Origin of the sequence: Nostoc sp. UIC 10607, assembly GCF_047228265.1 — a bacterium.
Taxonomy (GTDB): domain Bacteria; phylum Cyanobacteriota; class Cyanobacteriia; order Cyanobacteriales; family Nostocaceae; genus Nostoc; species Nostoc foliaceum_A.
The window spans coordinates 47,000-64,846 of record NZ_JBIQNW010000008.1; the positions used below are offsets into that span (position 1 = coordinate 47,000).

Annotated in this window: 12 protein-coding genes and 3 pseudogenes; 11 read left to right on the top strand and 4 right to left on the bottom strand. The window is 42.6% G+C overall.

Features of this window, described 5'->3' with window-relative positions; translation table 11 throughout:
* Positions 1–259: 259 nt before the first annotated feature.
* From ACEYW6_RS09910 to ACEYW6_RS09920, 3 genes and pseudogenes are all read right to left on the bottom strand, one after another.
* Positions 260–792: pseudogene (locus ACEYW6_RS09910) on the bottom strand (DUF4351 domain-containing protein).
* A 201-nt stretch (positions 793–993) separates the two neighbouring features.
* Positions 994–1,395, bottom strand: a complete 402-nt coding sequence (locus ACEYW6_RS09915) for a hypothetical protein (protein WP_412979570.1) — start codon at positions 1,393–1,395, stop codon at positions 994–996.
* 479 nt (positions 1,396–1,874) lie between these two features.
* Positions 1,875–2,099, bottom strand: a pseudogene (locus ACEYW6_RS09920) (hypothetical protein); the annotation flags it as partial.
* Between the two features lie 275 nt (positions 2,100–2,374).
* On the opposite strand from ACEYW6_RS09920, the gene ACEYW6_RS09925 reads away from it, so the two are divergent.
* The 7 genes and pseudogenes from ACEYW6_RS09925 (at position 2,375) to ACEYW6_RS09955 (ending at position 9,740) form a co-directional block, all read left to right on the top strand.
* Complete coding sequence (locus ACEYW6_RS09925) at positions 2,375–2,695, top strand: 2Fe-2S iron-sulfur cluster-binding protein (protein ID WP_196510130.1); 321 nt, start codon at positions 2,375–2,377, stop codon at positions 2,693–2,695.
* A gap of 147 nt (positions 2,696–2,842) precedes the next feature.
* Positions 2,843–3,022 (top strand): hypothetical protein, encoded by a 180-nt coding sequence (locus ACEYW6_RS09930; RefSeq protein ID WP_412979571.1) that lies wholly within the window; start codon positions 2,843–2,845, stop codon positions 3,020–3,022.
* A 96-nt stretch (positions 3,023–3,118) separates the two neighbouring features.
* Entirely contained in the window at positions 3,119–4,189 is a 1,071-nt protein-coding gene (locus ACEYW6_RS09935; protein WP_412979572.1) for a DUF3326 domain-containing protein, read from the top strand.
* Positions 4,190–4,274: 85 nt separating this feature from the next.
* Entirely contained in the window at positions 4,275–4,877 is a 603-nt protein-coding gene (locus ACEYW6_RS09940) for a CPBP family intramembrane glutamic endopeptidase (RefSeq protein WP_412979573.1), read from the top strand.
* A 766-nt stretch (positions 4,878–5,643) separates the two neighbouring features.
* Entirely contained in the window at positions 5,644–8,214 is a 2,571-nt protein-coding gene (locus tag ACEYW6_RS09945) for a GAF domain-containing protein (protein WP_412979574.1), read from the top strand.
* 14 nt (positions 8,215–8,228) lie between these two features.
* Positions 8,229–8,378, top strand: a pseudogene (locus tag ACEYW6_RS09950) (ABC transporter ATP-binding protein); the annotation flags it as partial.
* A gap of 36 nt (positions 8,379–8,414) precedes the next feature.
* Positions 8,415–9,740: a DUF58 domain-containing protein gene (locus tag ACEYW6_RS09955; RefSeq protein WP_412979575.1), complete on the top strand. Its 1,326-nt coding sequence runs from the start codon at positions 8,415–8,417 to the stop codon at positions 9,738–9,740.
* 189 nt (positions 9,741–9,929) lie between these two features.
* Here ACEYW6_RS09955 and ACEYW6_RS09960 read toward each other — a convergent pair whose 3' ends face one another.
* Positions 9,930–12,782, bottom strand: coding sequence for a beta strand repeat-containing protein (locus ACEYW6_RS09960; protein WP_412979576.1), 2,853 nt, complete (start codon positions 12,780–12,782; stop codon positions 9,930–9,932).
* A 1,012-nt stretch (positions 12,783–13,794) separates the two neighbouring features.
* On the opposite strand from ACEYW6_RS09960, the gene ACEYW6_RS09965 reads away from it, so the two are divergent.
* From ACEYW6_RS09965 to ACEYW6_RS09980, 4 genes are all read left to right on the top strand, one after another.
* Entirely contained in the window at positions 13,795–14,253 is a 459-nt protein-coding gene (locus tag ACEYW6_RS09965; protein ID WP_412979577.1) for a Mov34/MPN/PAD-1 family protein, read from the top strand.
* Positions 14,254–14,323: 70 nt separating this feature from the next.
* Positions 14,324–15,496, top strand: a complete 1,173-nt coding sequence (gene moeB / locus ACEYW6_RS09970; RefSeq protein ID WP_152590576.1) for a molybdopterin-synthase adenylyltransferase MoeB — start codon at positions 14,324–14,326, stop codon at positions 15,494–15,496.
* A 446-nt stretch (positions 15,497–15,942) separates the two neighbouring features.
* Entirely contained in the window at positions 15,943–17,160 is a 1,218-nt protein-coding gene (locus ACEYW6_RS09975) for an MFS transporter (protein ID WP_412979578.1), read from the top strand.
* 162 nt (positions 17,161–17,322) lie between these two features.
* Positions 17,323–17,844 (top strand): protein kinase, encoded by a 522-nt coding sequence (locus tag ACEYW6_RS09980; protein ID WP_412979579.1) that lies wholly within the window; start codon positions 17,323–17,325, stop codon positions 17,842–17,844.
* The last annotated feature ends 3 nt before the right edge of the window (positions 17,845–17,847 follow it).

Consider the following 17,847-nt stretch of genomic DNA (forward strand, 5'->3'; position numbering starts at 1 on the left):
TTCAATTATGAAATATTTTTAGGCAATACTCGGCTATAAGAGTTTAGCTTACTTTTATGATGAAAGCCTTACTGATAATCGGTTATTAGCAGGTTTTTTTATACTGAAAGTTTGAAAAGTATGAGGCGACTAGAATTCGCTACTACACAAACAAAGTTCACCTCCGTGGACTAAGAGTAAATCAAGGATTTTTAACCCAGGTCGGTGGGTTTTGTTTGTATAGCCGCGACTTCTAGTCGCCAGGTGTAGTAATAATAAATTAGATTGATTGTTGGTTTAACCAAGTTTCTAAATCAGCAACACTATAAAAGTCTAGCAACGCTTCTCCTAAATTCTCTAATTGTTCAAGAGATAAACCTTGAATTCGCTCGATTAATGACGTATCAATTTCACCAATACGGCGATTGAGTTGACGTCTAACTAAACGTTGTTCTCCTAACTGTACAGCTTGTTCTCTGTCTTTTTGATAAAGTGGTTCTAGTCGCATAATTAACTCCCTATCATCTGCTTCTAATTCTTGATTTACTCTCAAGTTTTCGCGCAAGTTGTAAACTAATTCGAGAGTTTCTTTTTGGTATGCATAATCTAATGGTAAATTGCAGGCTGTTGGGCAAATCTTCCTAGCAAACCCAGTATTTGTATGTTAGAACTTTGTTGTTTGGCAGGAGTGAATAAAACATCTATTTCTTTAATCTCTCCTGATACTTTTTCTGATGCCTTGACTTATCCGTAATCTTTTAATAATTCTTCTAGATAGTCTTTGGCGAATTTATCATGTATAAACCTAGTCATTCAATTTTAAAATTTCGGAAGTTCTGGGTTAATGCAAAGTCTTATTATATAGCAGTCCTAAATCATTCATTATGAAATAGATCCCCGACTTCTCAAAGAAGTCGGGGATCTGCTAGACACCTTTAATTTTCACAGATACTATTCTAAAAAAGTTAAAAGCAGATTATATAAGACTTTTGACTTTTGACTTTTGACTTCCCGTTAGGGCGTGGCGGTTATTGCATTTTCATCTGATGTTTTATCTGTGTTTGATTTCAAGCGTGTTAATCTGCTTTTACGGATACGTTCGCTGTCTCGAACGCCGCCTGCAAGTTCATATTCGTTGCTGTTTTTGCCGTATTTGAAACCAACCCCCATCAGCATTTTGTCTGAAACTTGACTTAAGGTTTTTTCCGTTTCATCCAGCTTTTTTCTAGAAGAGTCAATTATAGCTATAGCAGCGTTATACTCATCAAGCATATTGTGAAAGTTGTCTATTAATTGAGTCAGGTTTTGCAAGTTGTGAGTATCATCAAAATTGATCTTTGGATCGATAGCTTTCAGCCCAGCAACTCTAAACTCAGCTTTTTCTAAAATCCGAGAACTACGTTTTCTTCGAGTCATAATTTTACGCTTTTAATAGCTTTACAGAGCTATTTTGTCTCAATTAACCTGGATTCTGGTTCAGCAAAAAGCGCATTTTTTTAGTAAAAGTTTTTATTTATGCCCGTGATTTCTCGGAATTTAATCATCAAAGGCTGATTTTCAGCAAAATAATATTATGTTTAAGCAATAGACAATAGGGCACAGCATTGCTGTGCCCCTATAAATGGTCTGTATTCTATGTCAACAGCGATCGCTTTAACTTTAAGCCTTAATGTTGTAACCTTAAGCCTTTATGTTCTAGCTCTAAGGCTTAATGTTGTAACCTTAAGCCTTTATGTTATAACCTGAAGGCTTAATGTTGTAACATTAAGCCTTTATGTTCTAGCTCTAAGGCTTAATGCTGTAACGTTAAGAGTCAACATTGTAACATTGATGACCAAAGTTCCTTGGTGAGTGCAACCATCGCTACAATCGTTACATAGTGTATATTGTTAACTTACAGCGATCGCAATTCCCCCCAGAGAATCACGAGAAGCACCCACATCCGGCCCGGCGGCTTTGAGAACTTCGCGGGTTGTACCAAATAAACTATAAAGAGAGTTCATCGCTTCTCGTACTAAACCCTGGTCAACTTCCAATGGTTGTACAGCAATGCGCGTCACCAATTCTACATAAAGCGACCAAGCCGCTTTCTTTTGTGTGGTGTCAACTTTCCAAGACATCGAACCAATGCCAAAAGGCAGACTTACAGATACAGTCTCTAAAGAAACGCGATGCCTACGGCGGGCTACGCCTACGCGCATATTTATAGTAAGCAAATTTAACTAATTTATTTGTGTATTTTATAGTAAATAATGTTACTAATCTATAAACTGTTCTGGAATTAGTTGCTATAATTATCAATCTTTAACCTAAATTTTTATAGTAACATCTGGATATTTTTAACTAATTCAGATAAACTAATACATTTGTCCGTTGCATCACGCTTCTTTTGTATATGCCCAAAACTTACACCGTAGAAATTGATCACCAAGGCAAAATTCATACCTTGCAAGTTCCTGAAAATGAAACAATCTTATCAGTTGCCGAAGCTGCTGGTTTGGAACTGCCGAGTTCTTGTAATGCAGGTGTCTGCACAACTTGCGCCGGTCAAATAAGCGAGGGAACTGTGGATCAAACTGATGGTATGGGCGTTAGTCCAGATTTACAAAAGCAAGGTTACGTATTGCTTTGTATTGCCAAACCCCTTTCTGATTTGAAAATTCAGACGGAAAAGGAAGATGTACTTTATCAGTTACAATTTGGCAAAGGCAAATAATCAGCGAACAGTTATCAGTATATCGGATGATTCTTCATAACTGAATAACTGTTCACGGAGATTACCAAATCTGATAAATTACGCAAGTATTTCATCGCAGATGAAATCAGCTATTCTAGAAACTACAAATCAACAGGATTTACCAAAATGACGACTCATTTTATTACCGCAGAAATTGATTTACAAGAAACTCCCGCAGAGTTGTTAGAAGTAATTGAAACAGAATTGAAGAAACAAGGCGAACCTCTGCGTTGGGCAGTTACTTCTGTGGATGCTGAGGAACAAAAAGCTACAGTTGAAGCTGTGGTGACTACAGTTCAGAGTTAGGATAGACGCGATTAAGAGAGACGCGATTAATCGCGTCTCTACAAGGGTTAGGATTTGATGGCTTGTGATTTATAAACTCATCACTCTTAACTTAAGATGAATCGTCCGTATACCGCTATCTTAATCGTACCAACTGGCGTTGGGGCTGCCATTGGGGGTTATGCAGGAGATGCTTTACCTGTTGCCAGAGTTATAGCACAGGTTTGCGATCGCCTAATTACTCACCCCAATGTCCTTAATGGCGCAAGTTTGTATTGGAATCTGCCAAATGCTTTCTATGTTGAAGGTTATGGACTTGACAAATTCGCCTCTGGATGCTGGGGTTTGCGCCCAGTTAGAACCAACAAGGTAGGTTTGCTTTTAGACCAAGCCATTGAGCCAGAGTTACGGCTACGACATATACAAGCCGCAGATGCAGTCAGAGCAACTCTGGGATTAACTTTAACAGATTATGTAATTACTGATGCCCCATTAAATGTAGAATTACGGACTACAGCATCGGGAGCTAGCTGGGGAACAATTGGCAACCCGGATAGTTTATTACGAGCAGCTGAAATATTAATTAAAAAAGCGGGGGCTGAAGCGATCGCAGTTGTTGCCCGTTTCCCCGATGATATGGATGAGGAAGCAGTACAGAAATATCGCCAGGGTGAAGGCGTAGATCCTTTAGCGGGTGCAGAAGCCGTAATTAGCCATTTGCTAGTGCGAACCTTTCAAATTCCTTGCGCCCATTCTCCCGCCCTTTTGAGCGAACCTCCACAACCTGATTTATCTCCCCGTTCCGCCGCCGAAGAATTGGGCTATACTTTTTTGCCGTGCGTCCTTGTAGGATTAAGTCGGGCCCCACAATTTATCGTAGAGAGAGGAGCAATAGCATCTCAGCAAGCAGATATTTGGGTAGATGAAGTGGATGCTGCGATCGCACCTGCAACGGCTTGTGGTAGCAGTGCCTTACTGAGTTTAAGCCAAAGAGGATGCCAAATAATTACAGTAGAAGAAAATAAAACTCTGATAAAAGTTCCTCCCCAACCGTTGGGGATCAAATCTATACAGGTAAACTCATATTTAGAAGCAGTGGGCGTATTAGTAGCACACAAAGCAGGCATCGATCCCTTTGCTCTCCGTCCCAAATTATTAGCTTTGCAGTCAATTGTCATTAGTCATTAGTCATTAGTCGTTTGTTATTCTCCCCTGCCCCCTGCCCCCTGCCCCCTACCTCCGCTGCTCCCTGCCCTTCTCCCCTTAAAAACCCGTGGTTGAACAACAAAAGCAAGAGCCAGAAATTCCATACCTGACGCGCATCCAAGTACTTGGAGCGATGGGAGCGACTGCAATCATTTTGTTGATAGTCGCCAAACTGTCGTTATACTTTGGCAACTTTTCCCTATTTTCTTGGGACTTGAACCAAAGAGAGTTGCTGTTGGGTGTAGGGTTGGGATTTGCCATCACCGCGTTAAGTGGCTTAACTTATCGCCTTTGGACTGCCTATCGTAAAAGTGCAGATTATTACCTAGAAGTGGTACTGAAACCTTTAGCTTTACCAGACTTAATTTGGCTGGGGTTATTACCGGGATTGAGTGAAGAATTATTATTTAGAGGTGTAATGTTGCCAGCTTTAGGCTCTGATATTACAGCTGTAATTGTATCTAGTCTTTGCTTTGGCATCTTACACCTTAGCGGTTCCCAACAATGGCCTTATGTGATTTGGGCAACAATTGTCGGGATGATATTCGCATATAGTGCCTTGCTCACTGGCAACTTATTAGTGCCGATTGTCGCTCACATTATTACCAATTGGATTTCTAGCTATTTCTGGAAAATATGGCAATTGCGGCAATTAAAAAAGAAATTTTGAGCTTAATATGAATTACTGCGTAGGCGTAGCCCGCACTTCTCTACGAGACGCTTTGGCTCAGTGGCCTCCTCAGGCATCGTACACTATCAACCATAGAATCAATTACGAGTTTTGAGCGTTCTGGCTAAATGCTTTTTGTGCAGGACTTTTTAAGCGAGTCGATTGCTGGCGGCAGAGCCGCCAGTACCAGCATTTCCAGGCTCTTGCTGGAAACGAGATTTGAAAAGGCTTTTAGCTGAAATTGACACCAATGAGCACTGCCGTGCCCTTACAGGTGTACTTTTGTAAAGCGTGTTTGTGCAATCGTAGATACAGAGTTTTTAGTCAATTAGACTACAATACATAGACCTAAAGTTATTAGTCATTAGTACCAATGACTAATAACTAATGACCAATGACTTTGGAGGCGGGCGGCTATGCCGGACACCCCTTGAAGGGATGAGATTCCCGTTGATTTTCGTGAAAAAAGAATTGTTTGACTGTCTGATCAGAAAACCATAACACCTGATGAGAAAATGAGACATTCAAACAAAGCGATATTATCTACGATGGGCTACGCCTACGCAATTTGATTGTTAACAAGCCCGTTAATCAGACCTGACTTTTTTTGAGGTCAAAGGCAACAAAAGCTTTATGGGGCATCACCTAAAAGACTTAGTGCCTCAAAATACTCCTGAAAGCCAATCCTTATTTAATAAGTTTTGTGTAGAATTTGTTGGTGAGTTTATTTACTTGATTCTCAATTGCAGCAAACCAGGTTTCATTTATGAATCAGTCTTTTTCTCAAAACCAAGCAAGGCGAAATCGTCAACAAAGGCTGTGGCAACAAAAATGGAGTTTAAAGACTAAAGCAGTTGTTTGGGCACTAAGTATTAGCGTCCTTCCTGTAGTTGCAGTTGGAACAGCTACTTACTACTATGGTATTAATTTAATTACCAAACAAATTCCGCAAGTCAAACAAAAGAGTGCAAAAAGTTCAACAGAAACTGAACTTGCTTTACAGAGACAACTCTCACTCTTGTTAACTGGTATGGGAGGAACAGCAATTTTAGCAGGTGCGATCGCTGTTTTTGTGACTAATCGAGCTATTAGTCGAGTCAGCAAAGCTGCTGCAACTTCTAATACTATCAAAAACCAGCTACGTCCAGACAGTGAGTTTACTCAAACTTTCATCGCTAGTGAAGATGAATTAGTGATGTTAGAGAGAAACATCAACTTATTCACAGAGCTGCTTTCAGGTTCGATAAAGGAGAAAGAAGCCGAAGCTGATTACTCCCAATTATTAATTAAAATTACTCGATGGGTTCGAGAAACATTCAATGAAGAAGATGTTCTTAAAACTACCTCAGAAGAAATTCGTAAAGCTTTAAGCATCGATCGCGTAACCATCTTTTGCTTCAACTCCGATTGTAATGGAACCTTTATCGCCGAATCAGTAGCACCTGGTTTACCGAAAATATTAGGGTTTACAGTCTCTGACCCTGGATTCGAGGCAGGTTATATAGAAAAATACCAGAATGGTTCTATCCATGCTATTGATAATATCCATCAAGCCGATCTCAGTGATAGTGATATTGAGTTGCTGGAGCAATTTGCAGTTAAATCTAATTTAGTAGCACCTATTCTCAAAGGCAAACAGCTATTCGGTTTATTGATTGCACATCAGTGTTCTAGAATTCGTTTTTGGCAGCAGTCTGAGATTGATTTGTTCGCTCAGATAGCCATGCAAGTAGGATTCGCCCTTGACTACGCCAAACTTCTAGAACAGGTTGATACAAAGGCAGATAAAGCTCAGGTATTTATCGAAATTACCCGCAGCATTCGCCAATCGCTCAACGAAGAGGATGTCATCAAAACGACCGTAGAAGAGGTTCGCAAAACACTGAGTACTGACCGAGTGCTGGTTTATAGCTTTAGCGCTAATTGGTCTGGAACTGTGATTGCCGAATCAGTGGTTCCAGGTTATCCAAAAGTTTTGCGGTCTGAAATTCAAGACCCATGTTTTGCTCAGGGCTATGTAGAAAAGTATCTGTCTGGTCGCGTTCAAGCCACAAACAACATTTATGAAGCTGGTTTGCGTGATTGTCACATTGACTTACTCGAATCCTTTGCTGTGAAAGCAAATTTGGTCGCACCCATTCTCAAAGATGAACAGCTATTTGGCTTATTGATTGCACATCAATGCTCCAGACCCCGTGATTGGCAACAGCCTGAAATTGATTTCTTTGCCCAGATAGCGATGCAAGTGGGATTTGCTCTCGACCATGCAAGGCTCCTGCAACGAGTCGAGGCTGAGGGTGTGCAAAGTCAGTTGCTGGCGGATACAATCGGCAGCATTCGCCAATCCCTCAACGAAGAGGATGTGCTGAAAACCACTGTAGAAGAAGTTCGTAAAGTACTGGGTACTGACCGAGTGATGGTTTATAGCTTTAATGCTAATTGGTCTGGAACTGTGATTGCCGAATCAGTTGTTCTCACCTACCCAAAAGTTTTGCGAGCTGAAATTGAAGACCCATGTTTCGGTCAAGGTTATGTACAAGAGTATCAGTCTGGTCGCGTTCTAGCAATAAACAACATTTATGAAGCTGGTTTGGCTGATTGTCATATTGAATTACTCGAATCCTTTGCTGTGAAAGCAAATTTGGTCGCCCCCATTCTCAAAGATCAACAGTTATTTGGTTTATTAATTGCACATCAGTGCTCCAGACCCCGTGATTGGAAACAGTCTGAGATTGATTTATTTGGCCAAATAGCGATGCAAGTGGGGTTTGCTCTCGACCATGCAAGACTCCTGCAACGAATCGAAGCTGAAAGTATGCGAAGTCAGTTATTGGTGGATATTACCCGCAGTATTCGCCAATCGCTTAACGAAGAGGATGTCATCAAAACCACTGTCCAAGAGGTTCGCAAAGCACTCAGTATTGACCGAGTTCTGGTTTATAGCTTTTACGCTAATTGGTTTGGAATTATAATTGCTGAATCAGTGGTTCCAGGTTATCCCAAAGTTTTGCGCTCTAAAATCTATGACCCCTGTTTCACTGAAGGCTATATAGAAAAGTACCAGTCTGGTCGCGTTGTTGCAACAAACAACATTTACGAGGCCGGTTTGGCTGATTGTCACATTAACCTGCTCGAATCCTTTGGTGTGAAAGCAAATTTAGTAGCACCCATTATCAAAGATCAGCAGCTATTTGGCTTGTTAATTGCACATCAGTGTTCTGAACCCCGTAATTGGCAACAGCCTGAGATTGATTTATTTGCCCAGATAGCCATGCAAGTAGGATTTACTCTCGATCATGCTAGGCTTCTACAGGCTTATCAAGCTACTGAAACATAGCTTGTGAGAGAGGAGTGGAAATTGCCTTTTCTCGTCCACGCGTTAGCGGAGCTACTCTGCAAGAGGCTCACGCCTGCATCACGGAAGATCCATAATACTACCAACTACGTAATTATGCCTTAGACTTCCTCTTTAATCGCTTGGCCCATGATGACGTAGGTTAAGCTAATCGTCATTCTCCTAATTTCTCACTCTCAAAAATGGTTCCTTCCAAACGAGTTTATTTATTGCTGTTTTTGGGTATAGTCATCGCGCCGATGCTATACCTTTTTCTCAGCATTAAAGCAACGATCGCCATCACTGTGCTATTTGATGCGATCGTTCTCGGATTGATGGTTGTAGATGGTTTGCAGGTGCGGCGTTCTCGCGTGCAAATTACCCGCGAATTACCGTCACGATTATCCATTGGGCGGGATAATCCAGTGGTACTAAAAGTAACATCGCCAAATGCCAACGCCCTAATTGAAATCTGCGATTACTATCCAACAGGGTTTGGCATCTCTGCACCCAAACTTCATGCTATTGTTCCCAGTAACAGCACCCAAGAATTGACGTATACCGTCAACCCAAGACAGCGCGGCGAGTTTCCTTGGGGAAATATTCAAGTTCGACAATTGGGAACTTGGGGATTAGCTTGGGATGATTGGCAAATTCCCCAAAGTCTGCCAGTGAAAGTTTATCCTGATTTAGTGGGGTTGCGATCGCTCACAATTCGTTTGACATTGCAATCATCAGGATCAATCCGCCAATCCCGCAAAACTGGTATTGGTACAGAGTTTGCCGAACTGCGGAACTATCGCACTGGTGACGATTTACGATTTATTGATTGGAAAGCTACCGCCCGTCGGGTTGGGGCTTATGGTAATGCAACGCCACTGGTGAGAGTTCTAGAACCCGAACAAGAACAAACTTTACTGATCTTGCTCGATCGCGGACGGTTGATGACAGCAAAGGTGCAGAATTTGCAGCGATTTGACTGGGGTTTGAATGCAACTTTGTCCTTAGCCTTGGCGGGGTTACATCGAGGCGATCGCGTGGGTGTTGGTGTATTTGACCGCCAAGTGCATACGTGGATTCCCCCAGAACGCGGTCAACATCATTTGAATCAGCTAATTGATCGCCTGACTCCAATTCAACCAGTGTTATTAGAATCTGATTATTTGGGGGCGGTAACAAATGTTGTACAACGACAAACTCGGAGGGCGCTAGTAGTGGTGATTACCGACTTAATTGATGTCACCGCTTCCACTGAACTCCTGGCTGCACTTTCTAAGCTAGCACCCCGCTATCTACCATTTTGCGTAACTCTGCGAGATCCGCAAGTTGATCATCTAGCACACACCTTTACAGATGATGTTACAAATGCTTATGCCCGTGCAGTGGCACTCGATTTATTAATGCAACGACAAGTAGCATTTGCTCAGTTGAAACAAAAAGGTGTATTAGTACTAGATGCACCAGCAAATCAAATTGCCGATCAAGTGGTTGAGCGATATCTGCAACTCAAAGCGCGGAATCAACTTTAACAAATTGCATTGATTCATCAAATGCGAGGTGCAATTTTCTGCACCTCGCAATACTTCCCTACGGAAATGAAACGCTATGGCGGTTCTCGTTTACGTGAGGTACACCCGTAGGGGCACGGCACTGCCGTGCCCCTACACCTAGCAATATAATGTTGTACCGCATCTAAGTGGGAACCGCTATAATCACGATTAAACAACCACAAAATTGTTGTTAGTTAGAGACAATCCAGTAGATAGTTGGGCAAATTTTACCTGAGTAAACCCACCCGCATTGCCATCTGCGTCAAAGTACAGACCACCTGTAGAATTGTCATAGATAAATCGTTGAGCGATCGCACTTGCAGATGTTCCGATGGTAAACTGGCTTGTCTGAAGCGAACCTACTGATAAGTCGCCAGGAAAATTATAAACCGATACCTGAATTAATTCATTAGTGGCATCGAAGTCATAAAGGCTATCAACGCCTTCATTGATACTATTGAAAGCAAAGGTATCATTACCAGCTCCTCCATAGAGGCTATCATTACCACCATAGCCCCCAGAGAGCGTATCGTTGCCATTGCTCCCTACAATCAAGTCATCGTATTGTGTACCTGAGATATTTAATCGTTCGATATTCTTGTAACTAACTCGATTCGTGCCCACTGTAATTGAGCCAATGTTAGTATCAGCATTGAATGTCGAAGTCATTCCCTCAATAGGTTCATAACGATAATAGGGGCCAGCATAACAGGACAATAAATCGTCACCTGTTCCCCCATCAACCGTTTGAGTTACTGAATCAGTCTCGGAAAAATAGGGAACACTATCTGGGGATATGGTGCTTATATAGAAGGAATCATTGCCATCGCCTCCAGAGAGGAAGTTATTGGCTATTGAAATGGTAGCACTCAAGTAATCGTCACCAGCGCCACCGTTGAGGGTGTTATTGCCTGAGGAGGGGACAGCTCCGTATGCGTCGGTGCCAGAGGCATCAAGAGAATCATTGCCATCGCCACCAGAGAGGAAGTTATCGCCTTCTGAAATACCAGCACTCAAGCTATCGTCACCAGCGCCACCGATGAGGGTGTTATTGCCTGGGGAGACAAAAAATCTGAATCTATAATCATTGCCAGAGGCGTCAAGGAAATCATTGCCATCGCCACCAGAGAGTAAGTTATCGCCTGTTGAAGCTTTAGTAGTCAAGTAATCGTCACCAGCACCACCGTTGAGGGTATTATTGCCTGAGGAGTTGATACCTCCGAATCCGCCGTACTTATTATCACGTTCAGAGGCATCAAGAGAATCATTGCCATCACCCCCAGAGAGGAAGTTATTGCCTTCTGAAGCCCCAGCACTCAAGTAATCGTTACCAGTGCTACCTTTGAGAGTGTTATTGCCTGTTGAATAATCAACATTCAAGTTATCGGCACCAGCACCACCATTGAGGGTGTTATTGCCCGATGCCCTGCGATAGACTGCTTCGCCGTAGTCGCCGTACTCGTCGTACTCGTAGCCAGAGGCGGAGAGATAATCATTGCCATTGTCTCCATTCAGCAGATTATCGCCTGATGAATAATCAACATTTAAGTTATCGTCACCAGCGCCACCGTTGAGGGTGTTATTGCCAGTAGTGTTATAAAAGCTTCCTCCGTAGCCGCGGCCGTAGCTAGAGCCGGAGAGAGAATCATTGCCATCGCCACCAGAGAGCAGATTAGCGCCTCGTGAATAATCAACATTTAAGTAATCGTTACCAGCCCCACCCTTGAGGGTGTTATTGCCTGAAGTGTTATCAAACCTGTAGCCCTCGAAGTCAGAGGCAGAGAGGGAATCATTGCCATCGCCACCAGATAGCAGATTATTGCCTGTTGAAATGTTAGCACTCAAGTAATCGTCACCAGCACCACCCTTGAGGGTGTTATTACCATTGGCAAGATTGACGTTAAGATAATCATTGTCATTGCCACCATCCAGTAAGTTATCGCCTGTTGAAAAGAAAGCACTCAAGCTATCGTTACCAGCACCACCCTTGAGGGTGTTATTACCAGACACCTCAGGGTTGTAGTAGCCACCAGAGACAGAGAGAGAATCATTGCCATTGCCACCATCCAGTAGGTTATCGCCTGCTGAACTGTCAGCGTTCAAGCTATCGTTACCAGCGCCACCTTTAAGCGTGTTATTACCAGACACCACATCGTAGTTACCTAAAGCCGAGAGAGTATCATTGCCATCGCCACCATTCAACAGATTATTGCCTGGTGTAGAGTCAACATTCAAGTAATCATCACCAGCGCCACCAATGAGAGTATCATTCCCAGCCTCGCCCCGCAGCAGGTCATTACCAGTACCACCGTCGAGGGAGTCATTGCCCATACCACCAATGAGGGTGTCATCCCCCGCACCACCAATGAGAGTATCTTTTCCCGTACCACCCCGCAGCAAGTCGTTGCCACTTTTGCCATCGATTTTGTCATTACCGCCTTGACCATTAACGACATCATTTGAGTTGTCTAAACCCTTAATGTTGTTGTCGAGGTCATTGAGAAAGGTCACTGTGTTCTTGATGCCCAGACTAGTATCAGTGGAGTTGGCATCCAAGACATTGAAGCTGTCAGTAATGCTAGTTTGCCCATCAAACAGGATATTACCAATAGCTGCTCTTGTTCCAGAAGCTCTCAAATTATCCAAGTTTTCTAGTTTGAAGTCTTTTAGGATAACGATGGTATCAGTTTCCCCTTCAAAGTTGATTTCCAGATTCTTGCCATTTTGGGTGAGTAGTAAATTTCGAGCCGTCAAACCAGCACCCTGAAATTTGATGGTATCTACTTCAGCAATGACTGCTGCTGTCGGGTTAGTTCCTTTACCTACGCCACCGAAACCAGTGATTGTATCAGTACCGTCACCCAATTTGTAAACAAATTTATCCTTGCCGCCACCACCAGTTACAGTGTCGTTACCCTTCTTCGCTGTGATGGTATCGTTGCCCGCTTTGCCGTTAATCGTGTCAGCGTCGTTACTGCCCACTAGAGTATCATTACCGTTGGTTCCAAGGATATTTGTCATAACTTTAACCTACCTAAATTGATGTTTTTTTTCAGTAATTTGAAGTTCTTAGCCCTGAGTTAATACTGTTTTAGAACACAATAACTCGCCGAGAGTTAATACTTTCGGCATACTTTTATGTCACCCTTGAGGGACAGTAATTTTTCTCAAAAATCCACTTTATTGATCAGCTTACAACTAGCATCTATCTAATTAACAAGGCCTCACGCACTGTACAAATTCATGGCCAGATGGATGAAATGAAATAAGTTGTTTCAGGCTTTTTATAACCATTCCTGATTAAATAGCAATCACTGAAAAATGTTGCTAAATCAAGCTTAAATGCCTAAAAATAACACTTCATACTTTAATTTTTTGCCAATGCGTCAGTCCTAGTGACTTGAAAATAGGGAACAGTTGACTCTTGATAGAGAAAGGGATTTTCATACCCTTGTTGTAGGCTATTGCCCGTGGGTATTTAGCTTAAAAATAGGGAACATCTCAATAACTTGATATTAACTAAATACTGAATATTTACTTAGATGTCTATACTTCAAGAACTATCTTTGCATACTCTTCACATTATATGCCGAGAAATGTAAATAAGCTGGCGCAATAAAATCAAACTAAGTGAATAAAAATGAACTAGGTAAAACCCTTATAAATATTGCCTTTTGCCTCTTGCCTCTTACCTCAACCCAGCAACAATTATTTACACCGATTTATTTATTTGCTAGGCAATTCTCTTGGTGTATTCTTCACATTTTTAGAGTTTATAGTCAACAACCTAGTTTGAGCCGTACTCCTTCTCTACGGGATGCTGCGCGAATGTAAAAGCAAGGTAAGGACACCACCACAGGAAAAGACAGGGTTCTAAAGGAGCAAACTTTGGATATGCTTGAAAGACTGACAAAAAAATATATCTTTTTCTTTTTGACCGCAGCGATGCCTGCGGTTCTTTCTAGCCTAAGCCTGGCAATGTCTTATATTTAAGCAAGAATCGCTAGAGGTTACCAAAATTACAAACGCAGAGATGATCCAACTTAGCCAAGAACACTTACAAAACATTTGCACCCATGCCGAAAGCACCTATCCAGAGGAGTGCTGCGGTATAATTTTAGGCTATATGGCTAATGATGGCAAAACTGTGGTGGAAATCATGCCAACAGAAAATGCCTGGAATACAGAAGCGGCGGCTGAGTTCTCAGGGGAACACACAGCAGAAAGTAAAAAACGGCAATATGCGATCGCACCTGAAGTTATGCTAAAAACACAAAAAGAAGCACGAGATCGCTCACTGAACATTATCGGCATTTTTCATTCCCACCCAGATCATCCTGCTATCCCTTCAGAATGCGATCGCCTATACGCTTGGCCAGGATACTCGTATATAATAGTTACCGTCCAAAACGGTAAAGCTGGAGAACTCCGAAGCTGGAGCCTTGACGATCATCATCAGTTCCAAGCAGAGGCAATTGAAAATATAATTTAACGGCTTAATTTCAAGACGGATATCGTTTTTCGATAGGATTAATATTCCGCTCTCCCAGATCATAACTGCTATGCTCAATCCCAATCTGGATGAAATCCAGTTGACCAAAGACGATTACGAACGCTACTCCCGACACCTAATTTTGCCGGAAGTCGGACTAGAAGGACAGAAGCGCCTAAAAGCTGCCAGTGTACAGTGTATCGGTACAGGTGGACTAGGTTCACCACTACTTTTATATCTGGCGGCGGCGGGTATTGGACGCATCGGGATTGTAGATTTCGATGTTGTCGATACTTCCAACTTACAACGCCAAGTAATCCACGGTACATCCTGGGTGGGTAAACCTAAGATCGAATCGGCAAAAAACCGCATTCACGAGATTAACCCCTATTGTCAGGTTGATTTATACGAAACCCGCCTGACTTCCGAAAATGCCCTGGAAATCCTCCAACCTTACGATATCGTCGTGGATGGTACTGATAACTTCCCCACCAGATATCTAGTTAACGATGCCTGCGTATTGCTGAATAAGCCCAACGTCTACGGTTCAATTTTACGCTTTGAAGGGCAAGCTACTGTATTTAACTACCAAGGTGGCCCTAACTATCGTGACCTTTTCCCAGAACCACCACCACCAGGAATGGTTCCCTCTTGTGCAGAAGGAGGCGTATTGGGAATATTGCCAGGAATTATTGGTTTAATCCAGGCAACAGAAACGGTCAAAATCATTCTGGGACAAGGTAACACCTTGAGTGGACGGTTGCTGCTATACAACGCCTTAGATATGAAATTTCGGGAGTTGAAGTTGCGTCCTAACCCGATTCGCCCAGTAATTGAAAAGCTGATAGACTACGAACAATTCTGCGGAATTCCACAAGCTAAGGCAGAGGAGGCGAAACAGCAGATGGAAATGCAAGAAATGACCGTTAAGGATTTGAAGGAATTGCTGGATAGTGGTGCAAAAGATTTCGTACTGCTGGATGTCCGCAACCCTAATGAGTATGATATTGCTAAAATTCCTGGTTCAGTGTTGGTGCCCTTACCAGACATTGAAAATGGGAATGGCGTTGCCAAGGTAAAGGAAATATTGAACGGTCACCGCTTAATTGCTCATTGTAAGATGGGCGGACGATCAGCAAAAGCCCTTGCCATCCTCAAGGAAGCCGGGATTGTTGGGACGAATGTCAAAGGCGGAATTACCGCTTGGAGTCGAGAAATCGATCCTTCAGTTCCAGAGTATTAACAAAAGAGGCAGGAGGCAGGAGGAATACTGCTCCGGAGGCGGAGCAACTCCGTCTCCGCTCTGTTTCCTACCACGACTAGAGTGAGTTTGCGGTTGAAGTCTCCCATTCCCCCATCTCTTGATGACCTTTTTTGAATTAAAAGTTAAAAGTTAAAAGTTAAAAATTAAAAATTAAGAAAAAGAATAATTTTTAATTAATTTTGAGTACAGAGCCAACAATGAATCAAAGATTCAATGGTCTACAAGACGCTCCTACGTCGCTAACGCTACGCTATCATTGGTGGGTACAGAGCCAACACTGATAGCGCAGCGTAAAGCCAACGGCATGACTTCTGTACGAGAGTCCACGTACCCTTACAGGGAAGCAAGCTACGCGCAGCGTCTCGTAGAGAGGGTCTTGGAATTTTTAATTAATAATTTTTAATTTTTAATTGGAGCGAAGCGACTTGACTACCTCGACATCTCGTCTCAATATTTTATGGGTGCAAGTTTGGGTGTTGGCAGCAGTGCAGGGAGCAATTACCCTCACCTGGTTAATTTATAATATATATTTGCCCCAACTTTTGACTCAGTTTGGTTTTTCCGCCTCATTGGCAGTTGGTTTGGTGCTAGTCGAAAATGTTTTGGGTGCAATACTGGAACCCTTAATGGGTGGACTTTCAGATCAAGCTAGGCGCTGGGTAGGAACTCGGTTTCCCTTCATTTCAGTAGGTATGATTTTGTCAGCGACTTTGTTCATTGCCATACCATGCGTTGTCAGCTTGATCCCGCCTACTACCGTGATGCGTTGGCATAGCCCGCCGCAGGCATCGCTCTTACCTATAGTATTGGTAGCCTGGGCATTAGCAATGACAATATTTCGCTCTCCAGTTATGTGCTTATTGGGGATGTATGCAACACCAGCCCAGTTACCTTTAGCAGTAAGTTTCGTTACTTTGGTAGGTGGTGTAATTGGGGCTTTTAGACCAATAAGCCACAAGTTTATTCTTAATTTAGGGCCAGTTTATACCTTTGCGATCGGTTCTTTCGTCATGCTGGGTGCAGCTGCTGTGTTGCGATTAGTCAATCCCCCAGAAGCGCCAGTGGATAGGCACCAAGCAGAAACAGTAAAATTGCCCTTGCAGAAATTGGCTTTGATTTTAGGAACTGGTTTCGGCGTAGCTTGGGGTATCCGATTTCTCATGGATGTCTTGGGAAAAGTACTGAAAAATCAACTGAATACTGATAATATTGATGCGCAAATGGTGTGGATTGGATTAGCGATCGCAATTGCAAGCATACCAGCAGGGATGTTCGCCGTCAAAATTGGTAATAGTCAAGCAATGCTTTGTGGCATCTGTGCAATCATTCCCTCGTTACTGATAATGATATCTGTGGGCGCACAAATTCCGATAATTATATTAATCGTTGCTGGCTTTAGTTTAATTGTCAATGGGGCAATTCCTTTTGCTTTAGGACTGGTACCCCAGCGATGGGCGGGATTAGGAATTGGGATGTATTTTGGTGGGTTCGCTTTAGCGATGAGTTTGTTTGGCGTTCTATTTCCCCAACTGCAAGGGATAACACCTTCTGTTGGTGCAATTGCAGGTGCATTGGCATTTTTGTTAGCTGGTGTTTGCATTGTAGTGAGTAGCATTTCTGAAACGCAAATGAACGCAGAGTAACGCAAACTTATTCTATGCTTACCTCTGCGTTTAAAATTCCAACCTTCTAAATCAGGAGTAAGCTTCCTTGGTACTATGTGTCCGCAAGCTTGAAGCGATAGCTACGCCCGCCGCCAGGCATCGCATAATTTATACTTTAATTCAGTAACGCCAAGTTTTTATATGATGAAACAGAGATGGGCAAGCATATACAAATGCATTAAGCTACTTTGGAGTGTTTTGTTGGTGTTGGTAATTTGGAATCTACCCCAATACGCTCTAGCAGATATCAACCCACAGGAGATAAATGCAATTATTCGCACACGAGATATTGCCCTGCAAGCCCTAAATACTCGCGATTTTGCCAAAATCCAGCCTTACTTGCACCCAAACTTCACAATAACAACAGTTGATAACCAGATTTTCCACAAAGTTCCTGAGTTTGAAAAGTACTGGAATCAGCAGTTTTCCAGTTCCATTAAAGATATCAAAATGCAACTACAGGGAGAAACTCTCAGAAATTTTCTCACTCCAGAGATAGATGTCGCCTCTGGAGAAGCGATGTCTACGACGGGCTATGCCTACGCATCTTTCTCTTTCAAAGATGGCAAAGCGGCTGATATGGCGTTGCGATGGACAGCTGTGCTGCAAAAACTCCAAATGGACTATTCAATCGCTGCATTTCTCCTCCAATCTGTTGAATAACCC

Excerpts from the sequence above, each read along its gene's own strand:
- moeB (WP_152590576.1), top strand. The coding sequence starts at position 14,324 with ATGCTCAATCCCAATCTGGATGAAATCCAGTTGACCAAAGACGATTAC.
- ACEYW6_RS09965 (WP_412979577.1), top strand. The coding sequence starts at position 13,795 with ATGATCCAACTTAGCCAAGAACACTTACAAAACATTTGCACCCATGCC.
- ACEYW6_RS09960 (WP_412979576.1), bottom strand. The coding sequence starts at position 12,782 with ATGACAAATATCCTTGGAACCAACGGTAATGATACTCTAGTGGGCAGT.
- ACEYW6_RS09945 (WP_412979574.1), top strand. The coding sequence starts at position 5,644 with ATGAATCAGTCTTTTTCTCAAAACCAAGCAAGGCGAAATCGTCAACAA.
- ACEYW6_RS09980 (WP_412979579.1), top strand. The coding sequence starts at position 17,323 with ATGATGAAACAGAGATGGGCAAGCATATACAAATGCATTAAGCTACTT.
- ACEYW6_RS09935 (WP_412979572.1), top strand. The coding sequence starts at position 3,119 with ATGAATCGTCCGTATACCGCTATCTTAATCGTACCAACTGGCGTTGGG.
- ACEYW6_RS09955 (WP_412979575.1), top strand. The coding sequence starts at position 8,415 with ATGGTTCCTTCCAAACGAGTTTATTTATTGCTGTTTTTGGGTATAGTC.
- ACEYW6_RS09925 (WP_196510130.1), top strand. The coding sequence starts at position 2,375 with ATGCCCAAAACTTACACCGTAGAAATTGATCACCAAGGCAAAATTCAT.
- ACEYW6_RS09930 (WP_412979571.1), top strand. The coding sequence starts at position 2,843 with ATGACGACTCATTTTATTACCGCAGAAATTGATTTACAAGAAACTCCC.
- ACEYW6_RS09915 (WP_412979570.1), bottom strand. The coding sequence starts at position 1,395 with ATGACTCGAAGAAAACGTAGTTCTCGGATTTTAGAAAAAGCTGAGTTT.